Source organism: Bradyrhizobium sp. USDA 4486, assembly GCF_054057995.1.
Map to the genome: position 1 here is coordinate 5,347,423 of NZ_JBSRZV010000001.1, position 17,636 is coordinate 5,365,058.

The 17,636-nt window shown below is 63.5% G+C and carries 18 protein-coding genes and 1 pseudogene; 2 read left to right on the top strand and 17 right to left on the bottom strand.

Going from position 1 to position 17,636, the window contains the following annotated elements; translation table 11 throughout:
• The first annotated feature begins 148 nt into the window (after positions 1–148).
• Together ACVWY3_RS25305 and ACVWY3_RS25310 are read left to right on the top strand one after the other, a co-directional pair.
• Positions 149–1,399 carry a vanadium-dependent haloperoxidase gene (locus ACVWY3_RS25305; RefSeq protein ID WP_456840890.1) on the top strand — a complete coding sequence of 417 codons (1,251 nt, stop codon included), beginning with the start codon at positions 149–151 and terminating at the stop codon, positions 1,397–1,399.
• 109 nt (positions 1,400–1,508) lie between these two features.
• Positions 1,509–2,657 carry a M20 family metallopeptidase gene (locus ACVWY3_RS25310; protein ID WP_456840891.1) on the top strand — a complete coding sequence of 383 codons (1,149 nt, stop codon included), beginning with the start codon at positions 1,509–1,511 and terminating at the stop codon, positions 2,655–2,657.
• Positions 2,658–2,722: 65 nt separating this feature from the next.
• On the opposite strand, the gene ACVWY3_RS25315 is transcribed toward ACVWY3_RS25310, so the two are convergent.
• The 17 genes and pseudogenes from ACVWY3_RS25315 to ACVWY3_RS25395 form a co-directional block, all read right to left on the bottom strand.
• Positions 2,723–2,878 carry a hypothetical protein gene (locus ACVWY3_RS25315; protein WP_456840892.1) on the bottom strand — a complete coding sequence of 52 codons (156 nt, stop codon included), beginning with the start codon at positions 2,876–2,878 and terminating at the stop codon, positions 2,723–2,725.
• A gap of 84 nt (positions 2,879–2,962) precedes the next feature.
• On the bottom strand, positions 2,963–3,544 hold the full coding sequence (locus ACVWY3_RS25320) for a flavin reductase family protein (protein ID WP_456840893.1): 582 nt from the start codon (positions 3,542–3,544) through the stop codon (positions 2,963–2,965).
• A gap of 32 nt (positions 3,545–3,576) precedes the next feature.
• The gene (locus ACVWY3_RS25325; protein WP_456840894.1) at positions 3,577–4,413 is read right to left on the bottom strand and encodes an ATP-binding cassette domain-containing protein; all 837 of its coding nucleotides are present in this window, start codon (positions 4,411–4,413) and stop codon (positions 3,577–3,579) included.
• A 20-nt stretch (positions 4,414–4,433) separates the two neighbouring features.
• Positions 4,434–5,240 carry an ABC transporter permease subunit gene (locus ACVWY3_RS25330; protein WP_456840895.1) on the bottom strand — a complete coding sequence of 269 codons (807 nt, stop codon included), beginning with the start codon at positions 5,238–5,240 and terminating at the stop codon, positions 4,434–4,436.
• On the bottom strand, positions 5,237–6,415 hold the full coding sequence (gene ssuD / locus ACVWY3_RS25335) for an FMNH2-dependent alkanesulfonate monooxygenase (RefSeq protein ID WP_456840896.1): 1,179 nt from the start codon (positions 6,413–6,415) through the stop codon (positions 5,237–5,239). Before ssuD ends, ACVWY3_RS25330 begins: the two co-directional genes overlap by 4 nt.
• Positions 6,412–7,365 (bottom strand): sulfonate ABC transporter substrate-binding protein, encoded by a 954-nt coding sequence (locus ACVWY3_RS25340; RefSeq protein WP_456840897.1) that lies wholly within the window; start codon positions 7,363–7,365, stop codon positions 6,412–6,414. The genes ssuD and ACVWY3_RS25340 overlap by 4 nt, the downstream gene beginning before the upstream one ends.
• Positions 7,366–7,403: 38 nt before the next feature.
• The gene (locus ACVWY3_RS25345) at positions 7,404–8,354 is read right to left on the bottom strand and encodes a sulfonate ABC transporter substrate-binding protein (RefSeq protein WP_456840898.1); all 951 of its coding nucleotides are present in this window, start codon (positions 8,352–8,354) and stop codon (positions 7,404–7,406) included.
• A gap of 507 nt (positions 8,355–8,861) precedes the next feature.
• Entirely contained in the window at positions 8,862–10,028 is a 1,167-nt protein-coding gene (locus ACVWY3_RS25350; protein ID WP_456840899.1) for a cytochrome P450, read from the bottom strand.
• Positions 10,029–10,117: 89 nt separating this feature from the next.
• Positions 10,118–10,981: a L,D-transpeptidase gene (locus ACVWY3_RS25355; RefSeq protein ID WP_456843458.1), complete on the bottom strand. Its 864-nt coding sequence runs from the start codon at positions 10,979–10,981 to the stop codon at positions 10,118–10,120.
• Positions 10,978–11,319, bottom strand: coding sequence for a hypothetical protein (locus ACVWY3_RS25360; RefSeq protein ID WP_456840900.1), 342 nt, complete (start codon positions 11,317–11,319; stop codon positions 10,978–10,980). Before ACVWY3_RS25360 ends, ACVWY3_RS25355 begins: the two co-directional genes overlap by 4 nt.
• Before the next feature lie 39 nt (positions 11,320–11,358).
• Positions 11,359–12,123, bottom strand: a complete 765-nt coding sequence (locus tag ACVWY3_RS25365; protein ID WP_456840901.1) for a Crp/Fnr family transcriptional regulator — start codon at positions 12,121–12,123, stop codon at positions 11,359–11,361.
• Between the two features lie 300 nt (positions 12,124–12,423).
• The gene (locus ACVWY3_RS25370; protein WP_456840902.1) at positions 12,424–12,690 is read right to left on the bottom strand and encodes a hypothetical protein; all 267 of its coding nucleotides are present in this window, start codon (positions 12,688–12,690) and stop codon (positions 12,424–12,426) included.
• Between the two features lie 883 nt (positions 12,691–13,573).
• Positions 13,574–13,756, bottom strand: a complete 183-nt coding sequence (locus ACVWY3_RS25375) for a hypothetical protein (RefSeq protein ID WP_456840903.1) — start codon at positions 13,754–13,756, stop codon at positions 13,574–13,576.
• Between the two features lie 146 nt (positions 13,757–13,902).
• Positions 13,903–14,058 (bottom strand): hypothetical protein, encoded by a 156-nt coding sequence (locus ACVWY3_RS25380; RefSeq protein WP_456840904.1) that lies wholly within the window; start codon positions 14,056–14,058, stop codon positions 13,903–13,905.
• Positions 14,059–14,225: 167 nt separating this feature from the next.
• Positions 14,226–15,008: a helix-turn-helix transcriptional regulator gene (locus ACVWY3_RS25385; protein ID WP_456840905.1), complete on the bottom strand. Its 783-nt coding sequence runs from the start codon at positions 15,006–15,008 to the stop codon at positions 14,226–14,228.
• A 637-nt stretch (positions 15,009–15,645) separates the two neighbouring features.
• Entirely contained in the window at positions 15,646–16,137 is a 492-nt protein-coding gene (locus ACVWY3_RS25390) for a septal ring lytic transglycosylase RlpA family protein (protein ID WP_456843459.1), read from the bottom strand.
• Positions 16,138–16,350: 213 nt separating this feature from the next.
• Positions 16,351–17,557, bottom strand: a pseudogene (locus ACVWY3_RS25395) (LLM class flavin-dependent oxidoreductase).
• Positions 17,558–17,636 lie beyond the last annotated feature (79 nt).

The following is a 17,636-nucleotide window of genomic DNA, read 5'->3' on the forward strand; positions in this document are numbered from 1 at the left end:
GACCAACCCGATCGGCGGCTGCAAGCAAAGTGAAGCAGTTCACAAGCCAGATGCGCCGGGAGCGCTAGAGTGTGGGCGCAGCGCGGCGTGATGTCCGCCGGGTGCCGCATCCACCTTGCGAACGTCCTTCAAACCGAAAGGACAAGCCATGAACTATTCGTCGTGGACGATTTCCCGCCTGTCGCTGATTGCAATGCTGATCATAGCCGCGGCGCCGCTTGCGCGCGCTGACGTGATCATGGACTGGAACGCCAAGGCCGACGCGATCGCCGCCGAGAAGCAAATTCTTCCGGCGCCGCACAGCCGCGCCTTGTCCATGATGCACGTCGCGATGTTCGAAGCGGTCAACGCGATCGACCACCGCTACGCGCCTTATAAGCTCTCTTTGTCCGCCGACCGTTCGACATCGCGCGAAGCCGCAGCGGCAGTTGCAGCCCACGACGTGCTGCTGTCGATCTACCCAGACCTCAAGCCCGATCTGGATGCGACGCTGACGAATGCTTTGGCACCGATTGCCGACAGCGACTCCAAGACCGCCGGCATCGCGCTCGGGAAAGAGGCTGCGCTGCGGATCATCGAGCTTCGCGCCAGGGACGGCAGCAGCGCCGTGGAAACGTACCGACCGCTGACCACGCCGGGCGCCTATGTTCCAACCGCGGTCCCGCTCTTCTCGACCACTGGCGCGACGACGCCCTGGGTCATGACGTCGGGATCGCAGTTCCGCCCCGGACCGCCGCCGGCGCTCGATTCAGAGGTTTGGACCAGGGACGTCAACGAAATCCGCGAGGTCGGCGGCCGAGGCAGCCTGACCCGGACGCCTGAGCAAACCACGATCGGCCGCTTTTGGTTCTTTGTCGGCGCCCGCACCTACAACCCGATCGTGAGGCAGGCTGCGATGGCGAAGGGCATGGATCTCGTCGACTGCGCCCGTCTGTTCGCCTTGACGTCGATGACCGGCAATGATGCCATCGTCGCCGTGTTCGACGCCAAGTACACTTACAATTTCTGGCGCCCCATCACCGCCATCCGCAATGCCGATCTGACGGCGAACGCCGCAACGCCTCGCGATCCGTCCTGGCTGCCGCTCGGCGACACGCCGATGCATCCGGAATATCCCTGCGCGCACTGCATCGTCTCGGCCGCGATTTCGACCGTGCTGCAAACTGTCGTTGGAGATTTTGGCGAGTTCTCGCTGACCAGCCCCACCGCACCGGGCGTCACGCGCAAATGGTCGCGGCTCCAGGACTACAGCGACGAAGTCTCCAACGCGCGCATCTGGGCCGGCTTTCACTACCGCTTCTCGACTGAAGTCGGCAAGGACATGGGCCGAAAGATCGGCGCGCTGACCGTCGCGACGCAGCTCCGCGGTGTGGAGGCGATGGCGCAGCCGAGCCGCTAGGCCGGCTGCCGTTTCGAAGCGCCGAACACATGGCCGCATCGCATTCGGCGACTAGGTCGCGCCTGCGCAAGGTCCTATAACCTCGCGTGAGAACCACGCGAGGATGACAATGTCTCAAGCTCAAATCACGGACTGGCTGGCGTCGCAGAAGCAGGCCATGATCGACCTGCTGCGCGATGTCGTGAACATCGATTCCGGATCCTATGACAAGGAAGGCGTCGATGCGGTCGGTGCGCGGTTCGAGCGGCATTTTGCCGAGCACGGCATTCCCTGCCGGCGCGAGAGCGATGCCACGTTCGGCGATGCCATTCATGCCGAAGTCGCAAAACCCGGCAGCAACGAGAAGCCGGTGCTGTTGATGGGGCATCGCGACACCGTGTTCGGCAAGGGCGAGGCCGGGCGGCGGCCGTTCACGATCAAGGACGGCCGCGCCTACGGGCCCGGCGTCGCCGACATGAAGTCCGGACTTGTCATGAACGTGTTCGTGGCGACCGCCTTCCACAAATTCGGCGGCGCGCCGCATCCGATCAAGGTGCTGATCACCTCGGACGAGGAAATCGGCTCGCCCTCCTCCCGTCCGGTGATCGAGCGCGAGGGACGCGCGGCGCGTGCCGTGTTCAATTCCGAGCCGGGCCGCCCCACAGGCAATGTCGTGACCGGGCGCAAGGGCGGCATTTTCATGCACATGGCCATCACCGGCAAGGCCGCGCATTCCGGCGCCAACTTTGCCGCCGGCGTCAGCGCGATCGGCGAGCTCGCGCACAAGATCGTCCACATCCACGCATTGACCGATCTCGACAAGGGCATCACGCTCAATGTCGGCCTGGTCTCCGGAGGACAGTCGGTCAACACCACGGCGCCTTACGCCGAGGGCCAAATCGACCTGCGCTATGTCGATCCCGCCGATCGCGCGCGGATCATGGGCGCGATCGAGGCGATCGTCGCGACATCTTACGTGCGGGGCACCAGCGCGACGCTGACGATCAAGGGCGAGTTCGTGCCGGTGGTGCAGAGCGCGGAGTCGAAGGCGCTGTTCGAGAGCTATCAGGCGGCGGCAAGGCAGGTCGGCCTTACGACCCTTCAGGGCGAGTTCTCGGGCGGCTGCGCCGATTCCGGCTTCACCGCTGCCGTGGGCACGCCGACCATCTGCGGCCTCGGGCCGGTCGGCGGTCTTGCGCACACGCCGGAGGAATATCTCGAGATCGACAGCATCGTGCCGCGCGCGCAGGCCTTGGCGCTGGCGATTTTGCGGGGGTAGCCACACCCTCGTCGTCATGCCCGGGAACAAGCCGGGTCAAGCCCGGCGATGACGAGGAGGGAGCCTCACGAATAACTCGGCGCGTCGGGCTTGCGGAAGATGTGGATGGGGTCGCCGGGAATGATCGGCTGACTGCGGAACGTCGCATAGGCGTGGAGCGCGAGATAGGCAATCGCCAGCGCGCCGATGGCGTAGAAGGCGAAGGTCGCGACGCGCTTCATCGTTCCGCTCCATTGCCGTCCCGACGGAACGGCTCAGGCGCTTCTAGAGCGATGAGGAGCAAAAGACCAGCCTGGGGAGGGCGATCAAACGCCGCGGCGGGCGCGCGAGGGAACGCTGACATCGGCGAGCTTTGCCGCGTCCTCGTCCTGGTCGACCGCCACATATTGCCCGTGCCAATAGGCCAGCGCCGCGTTGCGGGTCGAGTTCCTGACGTCCCTGACACGGCCGATGACGATGCCATGCGAATGGCGCTCGACGATCTCCTCGACCTCGCAGTCGAACACCGACAAGGCCCCGACCAGCAGCGGAACACCCGAGACCGCCGTCACCCAGTGGCTGCCGGCAAAGCGATCGGCGCCCTTCAGCCCGCCCTTGCCGGCAAAGCGCTCGGCGATATCGAGCTGGTCGGCATTGAGGATGCTCACGCCGAAGGCGCCGTGGCGCTTGATCAGCGGGAAAGAGGAGGCATCGCGGTTGATGCTGACCAGCAGCGTCGGCGGCTCGACCGACAGCGAGGTTACGGATGTGACCGTCATGCCGCTGATGTCCTTGCCCCGCCCGGCGGTGATGACGCTGACGCCGCCGGTGAGATGGCGCATGGCGCCGCGGAAATCGGCGGGCGAGACGGGAATTTCGGTCATGAGGTCGCGGGGCACTACATTCATGGCATGCTCCCCGAAGCGGGGTTCCTCTTTATCTAGGTACGATCGTCCGCCGACAAAAGATGGCTCAGGATCGAGCCTTCGAGGCCGGCGAGCTCGACCGAGCCGCGTTCGCGCGGCCGCACGGCGTTAACCGTGACGTCATGGGCGATGCGACCCTCCTCGATCACCAGCACCCGGTCGGCCAGCGCGACGGCTTCGGAGACGTCGTGGGTCACCAGAATCGCGGTAAAGCCCTGGTCGCGCCAGACCCGCTCCAGGAGACGCTGCATCGAGATCCGGGTCAGCGCGTCCAGCGCGCCGAGCGGCTCGTCGAAGGCGAGCACGCGCGGGCGCGACACCAGCGCGCGAGCGAGCGCGACGCGCTGCTTCTGGCCGCCCGACAGCACCGAGGGCCACTGGTCGCGCTTGTCGGCAAGCCCGACCTCGCCTAGGGCTTTCTCGGCCCGCGCATGCGCATCGGCGGAGGCACGATCACGACCAAGGCCGACCTCGACATTGGCGAGCACGCGTGCCCAGGGTAACAGCCGCGGCTCCTGGAACATCACGCGAATGTCTTCCGCCTGCACCTCGTCGCCAAAGCTGATGCTGCCGGCATCGATCTTTTCGAGGCCGGCGATGAGACGCAGCAGCGTGCTCTTGCCGCAACCGCTCTTGCCTACGATGGCGACGAACTGGCCGGCAGGGATGTACAGGTCGATGCCGCGCAGCACCTCGTTGTCGCCGAAGGATTTGCGCAGGCCCCGGATGCTGAGCGGCAGGCCGCTGGCCTGCACCGGCCGGTCCTCGCGCAGCACGCGGGCGTGCGGCGCGAAACTGGCGCGGCTGGCGAGCTCGGTCTCGGGAAGAGAGGTACGAAGCGCTGTCTGCATGTGATTCCCAGTATTCTTGCTCAACGTTTCTGGAAGGCGGGGTGCCAGGAGAGCGTCAGACGCTCCAGCACGCGGGAGGCGCTGTCGGCGAGCTTGCCGAGCAGGGCGTAGATCAGGATCGAGAGCACGACGACGTCGATCAGCATGAACTCGCGGGCCTGCATCGCCATGTAGCCGAGGCCCGACGAGGCCGCGATGGTCTCGGCGACGATGAGCGTCAGCCACATGATGCCGAGCGCGAAGCGGATGCCGACGAAGATCGAGGGCAGCGCGCCCGGGAAGACCACGCGGCGGAACAATTCGCCGTCGGTCATGCCGTAGATGCGGCCCATCTCGATCAGCTGCGGATCGACGGTGCGGATGCCGTGCAGCGTGTTGAGGTAGATCGGGAAGAACACGCCCAGCGCCACCAGGAACAGCTTGGCGCTCTCGTCGATGCCGAACCAGAGGATGACCAGCGGGATCAGCGCCAGATGCGGCACGTTGCGCACCATCTGCAGCGTGGTGTCGGTGAGCTTGGCCGAGAGCTGCGACAGGCCGTTGGCGAGCCCGAAAGCGAAGCCGATGCCGCCGCCGATCAGAAAGCCGATCGAAGCACGCCAGAACGACACCCAGATGTTGCGGCCGAGCTCGCCGGAAAGCAGCAGCTTCCAGCCGGCGAGCACGACGTCGCTCGGTGCCGGCAGCACGCGCGTCGGCACCAAGCCGGTGACGCTGGCGACCTGCCAGATCGCGATGATGGCGAGCGGCACGATCCACTGGATGAGACCGTCGACGCGCGGCAGGCGGACGCCGCGCGGAAGTGAAACGCTGTCGATCAGACTCATGACTGGGACACCCTGTGCTGCGGACGGTAGTCGCTGCCGACCGTTTCGCCGAAGGGACCACCATTGAAGTGCAGCTTGGTCACGTTGCTCGGCTGCTCCAGCGAGAGCAGCGGGAACACCAGCTCGGCGAAGCGATAGGCTTCCTCGAGATGCGGGTAGCCCGACATGATGAAGGTATCGATGCCGAGATCCTGATATTCCTTGATGCGCGCCGCCACCGTCTGGGCGTCGCCGACCAGCGCCGTGCCGGCGCCGCCGCGCACCAGGCCGACACCGGCCCACAGGTTCGGGGCGATCTCGAGCTTGTCGCGCCTGCCGCCGTGCAGCTGCGCCATGCGCTGCTGGCCGACGGAGTCCATGCGGGCAAAGTTCTTCTGCGCCCGTGCGATTGTGTCGTCGCTGACATGCTTGATCAGATCATTTGCAGCGCGCCAGGCTTCCTCGTTGGTTTCGCGGACGATCACATGAAGTCGGATGCCGAAGGAGAGCTCGCGGCCGCGTGCGCTCGCGATGTCCCTCACCTTGGCGATCTTCTCGGCGACCAGCGCCGGCGGCTCGCCCCAGGTGAGATATTTGTCGACGGTGTCCACCGCGACATCGATACCGGCATCCGACGAGCCGCCGAAATAGAGCGGCGGACGCGGCGACTGCACCGGCGGAAACAGCAGCTTGCCGTCCTCGATGCGGATGTGCTTGCCCTCGACGTTCACCGCCTTGCCGGCGAGCAGGTCGCTATAGACGCCCAGGAACTCGCGGGTGACCTCGTAGCGCTCATCATGAGCGAGGAAGATGCCGTCGCCCTTGTTCTCGACGGGATCGCCGCCGGTGACGACGTTGACGAGCAGCCGGCCGCCTGTGATGCGGTCCAGCGTCGCGGTCATGCGCGCGGCAACGCTCGGCGATTGCAGGCCGGGGCGAACGGCGACGAGATAGCGCAGCCGCTCGGTGAATGGCGCAACACTCGAAGCGACGATCCAGGAATCCTCGCAGGAACGCCCGGTCGGCAAGAGCACGCCGTAATAGCCGAGCTGATCGGCGGCCTGCGCGATCTGACGCAGATAGTTGAAGTTGACCTCGCGGCCACCGATGCCGGTGCCGAGATAGCGGCCATCGCCATGGGTCGGCAGGAACCAGAGGATGTTGGCGTTGCTTGGCTTGCTCATGATTTTGCTCATGATCCTGACTTCCGCGCGACGTCGGAAATCTTGATGGATTTGGGGATCAGGCCCAGCGCGAAGAACGCGTCCGCAACCTGCTGCTGGTCGGCGATGACGGCATCGGTGATCGGCTTGATGCCGTAGGCCTGCCGCTTCAAGGCCACCTCGACCACCGGGACCGAAAGCCCGATCGCCGGCGCAAGCTGCTCGGCGACCGCGTGGATGTCGCCCTTGGCCCAGTCGTCGACCGCGCTGAGCTCGGCGAGCACGGCGTCGACGACCTTCGGATTGGCGTCGAGGAATTTCTTCGAGGAGAAGTAGAACTGGTAGTTGGCGACGATGCCGGTGCCGTCGGCCAGCGTGCGCGCGCCGGTGGCGGTTTCCGCGGCAGCCTGGAACGGATCCCAGATCACCCAGGCATCGACCGCGCCGCGCTCGAAGGCGGCGCGGGCATCGGCCGGCGCCAGGAAGATCGGCTCGATCTCGGAATATTTGACGCCCGCCTTCTCCAGCGCCTTGACCAGGAGATAGTGGACGTTGGAGCCCTTGTTGAGCGCGACCTTCCTGCCCTTGAGCTCAGTGACCGATTTCAGCGGGCTGTCCTTCGGCACCAGGATCGCCTCGCCTTTCGGCGCGGGCGGCTCATAGGCGACATACTGGATCGGCGCGCCGGCGGCCTGCGCGAAAATCGGCGGGGCTTCACCGGTGTTGCCGAAATCGATCGCGCCGACATTGAGCGCTTCGAGCAGCGGCGGGCCGGAGGGAAATTCGGTCCACACCACCTTGTAGCCGTCGGCGGCGAGCTTCGGCTCCAGCGTGCCCTTGCTCTTGAGCAGCACCAGCTTGCCATATTTCTGGTAGCCGATGCGGACCACCTTGTCCTGGCCGTAGGAGGTGCCGACCGCGGCGGCGACGATGCCGATCGACAGCATGACGGCCGCGATCAGACGCTGGATGATACGCCTCATGTTCAAACCCTTGTGCGTGGGAAGGTTGGTCGGCACGGTCAGGCGGCCGGGTTGCGCCAGACGATGTCGCGGATCACGATCGGCTTCGGGATCAGGCCGAGCTTGTGGAAGCGGTCGGCGACGCCCTGCTGGGTCGCGACGATGTCGTCGGTGACGGGGCCGACCACGAAGGACGAGCGGTTGGCCGCGATGGTCTGGATATCAAGCGGAATGCCGGTGACGGCAGCGAGCGATCTGGCGACCTCGTCGCGGTGCTGCTCGGCCCATTTCGCGGTCGCGGTGGTGATGTCGACGATCTGCTGCAGGACCGCGCCGTGGTTCCTCGCGAAATCGCGGTTGGCGATGTAGAAGGAGTTGGTCTTGGTGACCTCCCGTGCATTGATCAGGATGCGGCCGTTCTGCTTGGTCTCGCCGATCGCGAAATACGGATCCCAGATCGCCCAGACCTCGATGCTGCCATTGGCGAAAGCGGGGCCGGCGTCGGGCGGCGTCAGGTAGACCGGCGTGATGTCGGCATAGGTGAGCCCCGCCTTCTCCAGCGTCTGCACCACGATGTTGTGGGCGCTCGAGCCCTTGGTGAAGCCGATGCGCTTGCCCTTCAACTCGGCGATGGCGCGGATCGGCGAATCCCTGGGCACCAGGATGCCCTGGCCGTTGGTGATCGGCTGTCCCGCGGCATAGACGATCGCGGCGCCTGCGGCCTGGGCGAACACCGGCGGGGAATCGCCGACCGCGCCGTAATCGACGCTGCCGACATTCATCGCTTCCATCATCGGCGGCCCCGAGGAGAACTCGACCCACTTCACCTCGATGCCCTGCGCCGAGAAATGTTTTTCCAGCGCGGCCTGCTGGCGCGTGATGACCAGCACGCCGTTCTTCTGATAGCCGATACGAATCTCCTTCACCGCGCCTTGCGCGATTGCGGGCGATGCGAACGCGGCGGCGGCGGCCGTTCCAACGGAAAGCTTGAGGAAGTCACGACGCTGCATTCATCACTCCAGGCCGCACTGGCCGTCGTTCATTGCGACGCGGGAATGATGGTGTGGGTCGGCGGAGCTGTCGAGACATCGGGAAAAATAGCGATGCGCGCACTGCGCGCGTGGCGGCGCGCATGAATAATCTTTCAACCGCGCGGAGCGATGCAGACGGAATTTTTCCGCACGCGAATGTGAGAGCGGCACGGATTCGTCCGACGCTCTCACGGTCAGAACAAAAACGCGAAAACAACCCCATGCACAGTAGATTGGGGCGAGCGCAATCAACGCTTCCCGATTATCCGAAGAATATTTGACACGTCGGGCAAAACAGGGGCATAATGTCATCATCGCGGTGTCGGCATCACCGTGGCTCGGAGCTCCCTCCATCACCACCGCTGTTATTCCCGGCGCAGGCTGGGAATCCAGTACGCCGCGGCGCCTCCGATCCAACGACCGTCTCTGGGATACTGGATCGCCCGCCTTCGCGGGCGATGACACCGTTCGTGCGCAGGGGCCGGCCTAGTGCAACCACCTCATCGGCAAATTCTGCAAGCCCCGAAACGCCCATCCGCCGATCCGTACCGGCTCGTCATCGGCAATCTCGATCCGCGCCGCACGGGCGAACACGCTCGGCAGCGCGACGTCGGCGATCATCGCGCGCGATGCGAAGGCGCCGGCGCAGAAATGCGGGCCGGCGCCGAAGGCGACGCTCTTGGACGTGTCGCGCCGCACGTCGAACTGATCGGCGCGCTCAAAATGCGCTTCGTCGCGATTGGCCGAGCCGAACATCAGGAACACCCGCTCGTCCAGCTCGAACGTGACGTCCCGGATGCTCCACGGCTTGGCGATGCGGCGCGGCGACATGCCGATCGGCGAGATCCAGCGGGCATATTCCTCGAAGGCCTGGAGCCAGGACACTTCACCGCGCCTGACAAGATCGAGCTGCTCGGGATGGGTCAAGAGCGCCCACACCGTGCCCGCGATCGCCTTGCGCGGCTCATTCTGGCCGCCCGAGATCGCGAGCTTTACATTTGCGCGTACGCTCTCCATCGGCATGCCGGAGGCGAGCAGAACACCCAGAATGCTCTGGTCGGGCTTCTTGCGCATCACCGGCAGGATGTCGTCGATCGCCGCATCGATGCCCGATGTCGCGGCGTGGCAGCGCGCCTCGACCGCGGGATCGCCGGCATAGTTGGCGATGCCCTCGATCATGCCTTGCGACCACGCATCCATGTCCTGGTATCGGATGTTGGTGAGGCCGGTGATCGACTTCAGGCATTCGCCGGCGAACGGCAGCGCGAAGTCGCGCATGAAGTCGATCCGCCCAGGGGCGATCGAATCGAGGATGCGATCGGCATGAGCCTGGAACAGCGCGGTCCAGTGCGCCTTCACCGTCTTCGGCGAGATCGTCGGAAACATCGCGCGCCGCTCGGCCTGATGCGCCTCGCCGTCCTTGCGCATCATGTTGTGGCCCATCAGCCGGTTCATCAGGCCGGCGGGCTGGTGCGAGGAGAATACGTCGATCTGCTTCTCGGAGATCGAGATGTCGTCGCGGCTCGTCAGCAGCGTCGAGCCGAGCTGCGGCACGAACGCGATCGGCGCCTCCTTGCGCATTTTGGCGAGCATCGGATAAGGGTCGGCCCAGAAGGCGGCCGGGTCGATGTCGATACGCGGCGCGGTGCTCAAGCCTGGCTCCCCTGGATTCTCGTTTCCTCCAGGTCAGACTAGCGCGCCGCGGCGCCGGCGTCTGTCCCTAGCGACAGGGACAGGCGGAGCTACTGGGCCTCGGCGATCCTCGGTCCGGATGACAGCATCTGCGCGTTGGCCGCCAAGGGCCGCTTCGATGGCGATGCCGGGTCCGGCAACCGGAACGCGGCGTCGGACGGCGCGCCCTGGAATGGCCGGCGGGCAACGGTTGCCGGGAGCACGATCACCTTCGCTCCGACTTTCACCCGCTCATAGAGGTCCACGACGTCCTCATTGGTCAGCCGGATGCAGCCGGACGACACCCGCTTGCCGATCGTGTCGGGCTTGTTGGTGCCGTGAATTCTAAATTCGGTTTCGCCGAGATACATCGCCCGCGCGCCGAGCGGATTGCCGGGACCGCCTGCCATGAACCGCGGCAGATAAGGCTGACGCCCAATCATCTCCGCGGGCGGACGCCAATCCGGCCATTCTGCCTTACGAGCCACAGTCTGCTCGCCTGACCATGCGAAGCCCTCGCGACCAACACCGATGCCGTAGCGCATCGCTTGCGTGTCGCTCAGAACGAAATAAAGGAACGTGTTCTTGGTATCGATGATCACGGTGCCTGGGGGCTGGCGGCTGGCATAGTCAACCACCTGCCGGACCAATGCTCCGGGACCGTCAGTGTCGGCTTTTGGTGGTTCGACCAGCGGCGCCGGGGTCGGAATCGGAGCCGGAGCCGGCGCGGATGCATGAACTGGCGGTGCGACGTAGACCGGCGTTGAGGATGCCTTGGCTTCCTGTGCGGACGGCTTGCGTGCCGGTTGCACGCTCGCCGGGCGAGACAGCAAACCGTAGCCCAATGCGGCGACGGCTACGGCGCCAATTGCGACTCTCGCGGCCACGGGTATCGCGAGGGCCTCTGCCTTTCCACGCTTCGCCCGCTTACTCATATCTCTGCCCAGGTCACCATGCCCAAGAGACGTACCCAGCAAAATTTAAGAAACTTCGAAGCGATTTCGCTCGGACGGGAGCCGTTCGCTATGGTTAACGCCGGACTCTTGTTCGGCGACATCAAAGTTGTGGGCACCACTTGATATTTGGCCGGCGACGGGCTCTTGCGGACGTTACGCCGAGCACCGCTGGATTGATACAGCTTGCGGGGGAGCTTCTTGATAATCTCCCGCAGCTCGAGGGTATACTCCTCGACGGTGAGCGTCATCCAAGCGTGACGGTTCGGATTCTCGTTCACCACCCGTTCGGCAGGGACTGAACAGGGCAATACCGGCAAGAAACCTCCGCTCCACCGGCGCAGTCCAACTACTAGATTTCATGAGGAAGGCGAGTGCTGCGCATGTGCAGTGTTCGGCGAGCCCACAGGCAGCTCCTCGTCATACAGGCGGTTGACCCTGTCTCGCATTACGCCATAGCACTCGCATGCAATCGTCTCGAGCCGCGCTCGGTCGATCTCCAGCATTCCTCGCTGTTCTGAAATGATGCCGCCGGCGGCTCGAACTTTGCGCATCGTCAGCGTCACAGTCGTTCGGCGCACCCCGAGGAGTTGTGCTAGCGCCTCCTGCGTTAACTGAATTCGGCTATCCGCAACTCGGTCGTGAATGTCGAGCAGCCATCGGGCCATACGGCATTCCACCGAATGGACCGCGTTGCAGGCTGCTACGTTCTGAAGCTGCAACAATTGCGTGCGAAAATGGAAACGAAGAACACGCCTGATCGCAGCGCTTTGCTCAAAGGCACGCTGCAATTGCGGAACATGTACATGGAGCGCGGTTCCGGCCACATAGGACGTTGCCGTGACTGGCGACCTCGACCGCAAGGGACTTAGAACGGAGAGAGCGCCGACCGCTCCTTCTGAGCCCATGAGAGTGGACGCGACAATATGACCGTCCGACATTTCGACTAAGAACGATATGGCGCCGCTGAGGGGAAAATAGACCTGCTTGAACTCGTCTCCTGTTCGCACCAGCACATCATCGAAGCCGAAAGACATTTTCTGAAGGTGGGGCGCAAGCAAGTTGAAATCGGCTGGGGGCAACGCCGCCAAAAGCCTATTCCCATGGCGGGTCTGGAGCGCCATCGCGGATGGTCCCTGAAACCGCGCGAAACTACCAAGACTGAAATCCGCGCTAAGCGCGCACGTTCCTAACTGGCCTGTTGTGCGTAGTCCAAACTGTCGCTTCCGGTCATGATCGCCGATTGGCAACTCGACCGAATATTTCCGTCCACCTCAATGAGCTGACGCCAGGGTTGCGCTCCTGGCGAGGCAACATTCGTAAAATGAAAGAGGCCGCCAACTGAAGCGGCCTTAGTATAGCTCCCAATTCTTTCGGGCGCTCTTTTGCGAAGAGCCCGGCATCAATCTTCTAGTCCGGTATTGCTAGTCGCAACGGCGGATTCTGCGGACCGAACCGTCGTCGCGCTCGATCGTGACGGTGCGGCATTCACCGCGATATCCGCGATCATATCCGTAAGCGCGATAAGCGGGTCGATCGTACTCTCGATAGTAGCGCCGCTCCGGGCCCACTCTCACGCCGCCGAGCGGAGTATCAACGGCAACTTGAGCTGACGCGGGTGCAATGGAGATCGGGGTGGCGATCGCGAAACCAGCGATCGCCAGTGCACCGGCCAATAGCAGATTTCTCATGCGAGTTCCTCCTAAGTTATTGCAATTGCTCTCCAACATCCCAGGCAGGGGCAAGGTTCCTGCACGAACTCATCCGAATGGCGAGCGGCCCAGACTTAGTCGCCGGCGTCGGATGAATACGGACAGCGCTAGCTCGCGGCGCATATTCCTGAATCAAACAAATGCTGAGCGGAATGTCTGTTGGGGGTCAATCGCGCCGGGTCGGCCCGGCCAAAATGGCGTCCATGGCAGCCTCCGGCTTAAGTGCCGGATTAATTAACCTGCGTTAGCTTTGTTCCGCGGCTTGGCCATCTGTTTGGCAGGTACGGGCATGGCCGACGGTCCGGCGTGGAGGGTTGCGCTGCTTGGGATAGGCCGAGAAAGCTGTCTCTCATTCCCAGCGCTCTGCGGGTCGTATCCCTGTGCTCAACATGCGAAGCCCGGAGCAACCGGTACGCGGTTGGAATGTCTAAGGCGAGGTCGATCGATCGGCCCGCGCGTTCCAGCCCATCAATAATTTCGATCTGGCGGCAATATGCTTGTCCCTCAGCGCAACGTGGCGCTCAGCCTGAGCTAGATGTGCCCGGACAAGCCGAAGGTCCATCCGGATAGCATACGCCTAATCAGGCCACTCTAAAGAACAAAACAGGCCACTGTGGTCGGAACCGGCCAGCGCCGCCCGTGGGGTACTGTCTTAATGAGGCCACCTGCTCTGGCGACTTAGGACACCTCGAATTGAGTGCTCCTTTGGCGCAATCCTCATCCGAGGCGGATAGACGTACAGTCTAACCGCCTTCGGGCTCGAATCATCTAGCCCCGGAGCCCGTCGAGCAGTCGACCTCGCCATATGTAAGAGTATTGGCGGGGCCGCTGCTCCTCTGAGCGAAGGGCCAACGAAGCGGCTTTATTCTGCGGCGTCTTGGACGGTGCGGATCAGCTCAGCTCTGTCGGCTAGATCTTCGTAATTCTTGGCCACATTCCGGAGTGATTGCGCGACCTGTTTGTGCTCGCAGTTATTAGCCTTGGTGCGGAACTCCTCCGCGCGATCCCGCCAGTACTTCGGCGGATGCATACGCTCGATACCCATGAGCGACCCCCTGTTTGGCTGCTCACGTCATTAATGGACGCTCAGTCCATGCGTTCCCTTCCATAGGCCCAATAGCACAAAATCAAACCTGAGTCAGGACGCCGCGGGCCAAATACGGGCAGTACCGGACGTCAACTGAGGCGGCCTTACTCTTTGGCTTCCGGGTGGAGTTCAGCTTTCTTCGCCAACAGCTCGGCAATCAGCTCGGCTATGCCGTCTAGCGTGATCTTGTCGGTGATGCGGGACAGCAGCGCCTTGTAGTGCTCAATCTTCTCGTCAAGCTCGCTGCACTTCTCACACATCGTCGGCTCCGCAAACGACGATACTTAATCGAAGAAGTATAAAGGCGGTTCCTAGGAAGAACCTTGCGAGGCTCGCACGGTTGCTTTTTTAACCTCGCCAGCGCACCAGTTGAGAAGTCATGTCCGCTTTGCTCCTCGGAAGCAGACATCCCGGACGATGAGTCTCCTCAGTTCAAACCATCAGGCCCCGCGAGCAGGCGCAGCACGATCGCAAACAGTTCGTTCTGCGAGGAAATGCCGAGCCGCTGATAGGCGCGCTTGCGGTAGGTCAGGGTCGAATGCAGGCTGATGCCGAGTCCTTTCGAGATCGCCTCGGAGCTGAAGCCGAGCAGGATGCGGCGGCAGACCTCCTGCTCGCGCGGCGTCAGCGCGGACAATGGAGCGCGCGTTGCGAACAGGGCGGCGAGGTTCTGGTCGGGCGCTGCGGCCTGCTGGAAGTGACGCGCGACGCTGGCGCCGATCGCCGGCGCGATTGTTTGCAGCCGCGCGCGCTCGACATCGCCGAAGCGGCCCTGGGACGTGATGCGATAGAAATTGACATAGAAGCAGGTGTCGCCGTTCCAGATCGCGGTGGCGCATTTGTCGACGATGCCGGAATCCTGAAAGAAGATTTTCCGATAGCGCGCACCGTACATGCGCGGCGCGAACGACGGCAGCATGATCGGCGCACCGCCATCGCCCTCGAACAGCGCATCGCGGTTCGGATCGGATTCGTGAAACTGCCCGGCATAGGCGGCGCCGAGATCGCCGCCGATCGGGATGTTGCCGGCATCGAGCAGGCAACTCGCCGCGCCGGCGCGGCTCAGCGCGAACACCATGCAGTGACCGACCCCGGCCTGCCGGCGCAGCGTGTCGATCAGGACCTTCGGAAAGTCGGACCGGCCGATGGCGAGCACTGCGGGCGTGACGTCGCCGGCCGCCAAGCCGGAGCCTGCCCCCTGGGAACGCATCGCTTCCTCCGTCAGATGCCTTTTGCCGGAGGATAGCAGCAAGGAAATTCTACCGGAAGCTGGCGTAGGCAGCGGCTGGGATCAACTGAGCCGGTTCACCAGCCCGCGCCTACCTAAGTATGTGCCCTTCATACCCGTGCGCAATGGCGCGATCCGAGTGCCTGATGCTACCAATCAATCCGGAGTGAAAAGCAACGGAACCGGTCTTGCGAGCCGGCAGTTGCGGGGCAAGGTCGGCGGCGTCGTGCCCGCCGGCCTTTCTCGACCTTTTGGATTTTACGCATGATCTATCCGGAAAACCGCTTCGCACTTTTCCGGATCATGCTTTAGCGGCGCGTCGCCGCTCAACTGGTGTCCGCTGCCACGCTTGGCCGGAGAGTACGCCATGAGAAACATCGCAGATCTCCTGATGCGGTTTTGGCAAGAGAGCCAATCCACATCGAATCCCGAGGTTGCGGCTATCGCCGAAAACCGGGATCGATCCAGCATGGCTGATTTTGTCCGGATCCTGCAGTCCTACGATCAAGCCCAGTACGGCAGAAGCTAAAGCGGACTGGCTTGCCCACACCGGGGTTCTCGCTTGCGCAGACACCCTCTCCCGCAAGCAGAGAGGGAGCGCTCCTCCCTCGTTGCTGCATCAGCCCACCGGCCCCAATGTCCAATCGTCTCCTGAAAGCGGGCTCACTTTCACGTCCTTGATGACGCCCCGCTCCAGGCTCGGATCGAAATGGCGCATCGTGCGCTCGTTGAAGTCGATGATCCGGCCGGGCCTGAGCGGTCCCACGTCATTGATCTTGACGATGACCTTCTTGCCGACGGCCTCGACGAGGGCATATTTCGGCCTCTCGCCAAATAGCACCCCACCAAATTTCCTGCGCAAGCTCGTCTTGATGGCAGCCGTCCAGGCAGAGGGATCATAGCGCTCGCCGGAAGCTGTCCTCGGACCGCCCTCCTCCTTGCCGGGCTTGAACGGATTGTACATGGATGCAGCGCCGACCACCGTGCTTCCGGAGGCGGCATCGACGACGTTTGAGTGAACTCCCCGCGTTTCACCCCGGGCAACGGCAACGGAAACGGCAAGCGCGATCAGGGCGCCGCAGATTGCGGCGCTCGAACGGAACAGCATCATATCTCCTGTGATTTTCGATCGTCGGTTCCCGACGTCGCAAACGGGGCAAGCGAACGCAGGCGCGTTCATGAAGCTTGCACCGGTGTTTTACGGAATCGCGCCAACCCCTTGGCTATGGAACCGTCGTGCGAACCAGAGTGGTTCCCACGAAGTGTTTTAAGTTGCCGCCGGTTAAGACAGAGATTGCGTCAGCAACATGACCTGTCGAACGGCCTATTCCGCCGCCGTCTTGGCTGGTGCGACATTGATCGCGAGCTTGCCGTAGCGATCCGTGAAAGCCTCGGTGTCGATCTCTTCGAGCTTGATCTCGCCGCTCATCACGCCCTGCTTCCACGCAGCCTGCGCCGGATCGTTCTGGAATTCCGGCATCACCTCGCGGCCGAACAGCTCGAGCGATTCGCAAATGTGGTCGTGGCTGTTCTTGCCGGCCTGATTGAGCAGGATGACCTGATCGATGTGCGAGGTCTGAAAGCGTTTCAGTTTCTTTCGGATCGTCTCGGGAGAGCCGATCAGGCCGCCGCGCAGCGCCACCTCCTGCGCTTGCGGGTTGTCGCGCTTCCACCTGTTGTACTCGTCCCACATGTTGACGGTGTAGGGCGCGGGACGCTGTCGGTTCTGCGAGGCGCCGTAGAAGCGTAGCGCGAACTGAAAGAAGGTGGCGCCGTCGGCGCGGGCGCGCGCTTCTTCGTCGGTCTTGGCGCACATGAAGAACGAGACCAGCGCCATGTTCGGATTGATCTCGTAATCGGCAAGCTTGTGCAGCCGCTTTGTCACGGCGTTGTAGTAGGCGTGCACCCAGGCGTGTGCGGCATCGGCGCTGACGAACTGGAAGCCGAGCGCGCCAAAGCCGTGACGGCCGGCGCGCTCGATGGTCGGCAATTGCGAGCAGGCCATCCACAATGGCGGATGCGGCTTCTGCACGGGCTTCGGCACAACGTTGCGCAAGGGGATGTCGAAATACTTGCCGTGATGCTCGGACCCTGCGTCTTTGAACATCGGGAAGATCGCGGCGACGGCCTCCTCGAACACCTCCCTTCTTGGTCTCCATGTCACGGCCGAACGGCGTCAGCTCGGTGATCGAGGCGCTCTCGCCCATGCCGAATTCGCAGCGGCCGTTGGAGAGCAGATCGAGCACCGCGACGCGCTCGGCAACGCGCGCGGGATGGTTGGTGGTGAGCTGGAGGATGCCGTGGCCGAGGCGGATGTTTTTCGTGCGCTGGCTTGCAGCTGCGAGGAAGGATTCCGGCGAGGGCGAGTGGGAGTATTCTTCGAGGAAGTGATGCTCGACGACCCAGGCGTGGTCGTAGCCGAGCTTGTCGGCGAGCTCCATCTGCGAGAGCGCGTTCTGGTAGAGGGCGAGCTCGTCCCCCGCGGCCCAGGGCCTCGGCAGCTGCAGCTCGTAGAAGATGCCGAACTTCATGACGCCTCTCCCAGTTTTCTTGCCCGCTTGTTGTTGCGGGCATCTTAATGGGCGAGGCGGCGCTGTCCATGGAGCGGCA

Bases quoted from the DNA above. Each gene is read 5' to 3' on its own strand.
- ACVWY3_RS25330 (WP_456840895.1), bottom strand. From the start codon at position 5,240: ATGAGTCTGATCGACAGCGTTTCACTTCCGCGCGGCGTCCGCCTGCCG.
- ACVWY3_RS25315 (WP_456840892.1), bottom strand. From the start codon at position 2,878: ATGAAGCGCGTCGCGACCTTCGCCTTCTACGCCATCGGCGCGCTGGCG.
- ACVWY3_RS25340 (WP_456840897.1), bottom strand. From the start codon at position 7,365: ATGAGGCGTATCATCCAGCGTCTGATCGCGGCCGTCATGCTGTCGATC.
- ACVWY3_RS25325 (WP_456840894.1), bottom strand. From the start codon at position 4,413: ATGCAGACAGCGCTTCGTACCTCTCTTCCCGAGACCGAGCTCGCCAGC.
- ACVWY3_RS25310 (WP_456840891.1), top strand. From the start codon at position 1,509: ATGTCTCAAGCTCAAATCACGGACTGGCTGGCGTCGCAGAAGCAGGCC.
- ACVWY3_RS25355 (WP_456843458.1), bottom strand. From the start codon at position 10,981: ATGAGTAAGCGGGCGAAGCGTGGAAAGGCAGAGGCCCTCGCGATACCC.
- ACVWY3_RS25345 (WP_456840898.1), bottom strand. From the start codon at position 8,354: ATGCAGCGTCGTGACTTCCTCAAGCTTTCCGTTGGAACGGCCGCCGCC.
- ACVWY3_RS25365 (WP_456840901.1), bottom strand. From the start codon at position 12,123: ATGGCGCTCCAGACCCGCCATGGGAATAGGCTTTTGGCGGCGTTGCCC.
- ACVWY3_RS25305 (WP_456840890.1), top strand. From the start codon at position 149: ATGAACTATTCGTCGTGGACGATTTCCCGCCTGTCGCTGATTGCAATG.
- ACVWY3_RS25380 (WP_456840904.1), bottom strand. From the start codon at position 14,058: ATGTGTGAGAAGTGCAGCGAGCTTGACGAGAAGATTGAGCACTACAAG.
- ACVWY3_RS25385 (WP_456840905.1), bottom strand. From the start codon at position 15,008: ATGCGTTCCCAGGGGGCAGGCTCCGGCTTGGCGGCCGGCGACGTCACG.
- ACVWY3_RS25320 (WP_456840893.1), bottom strand. From the start codon at position 3,544: ATGAATGTAGTGCCCCGCGACCTCATGACCGAAATTCCCGTCTCGCCC.
- ACVWY3_RS25375 (WP_456840903.1), bottom strand. From the start codon at position 13,756: ATGGGTATCGAGCGTATGCATCCGCCGAAGTACTGGCGGGATCGCGCG.
- ACVWY3_RS25390 (WP_456843459.1), bottom strand. From the start codon at position 16,137: ATGATGCTGTTCCGTTCGAGCGCCGCAATCTGCGGCGCCCTGATCGCG.
- ssuD (WP_456840896.1), bottom strand. From the start codon at position 6,415: ATGAGCAAAATCATGAGCAAGCCAAGCAACGCCAACATCCTCTGGTTC.
- ACVWY3_RS25370 (WP_456840902.1), bottom strand. From the start codon at position 12,690: ATGAGAAATCTGCTATTGGCCGGTGCACTGGCGATCGCTGGTTTCGCG.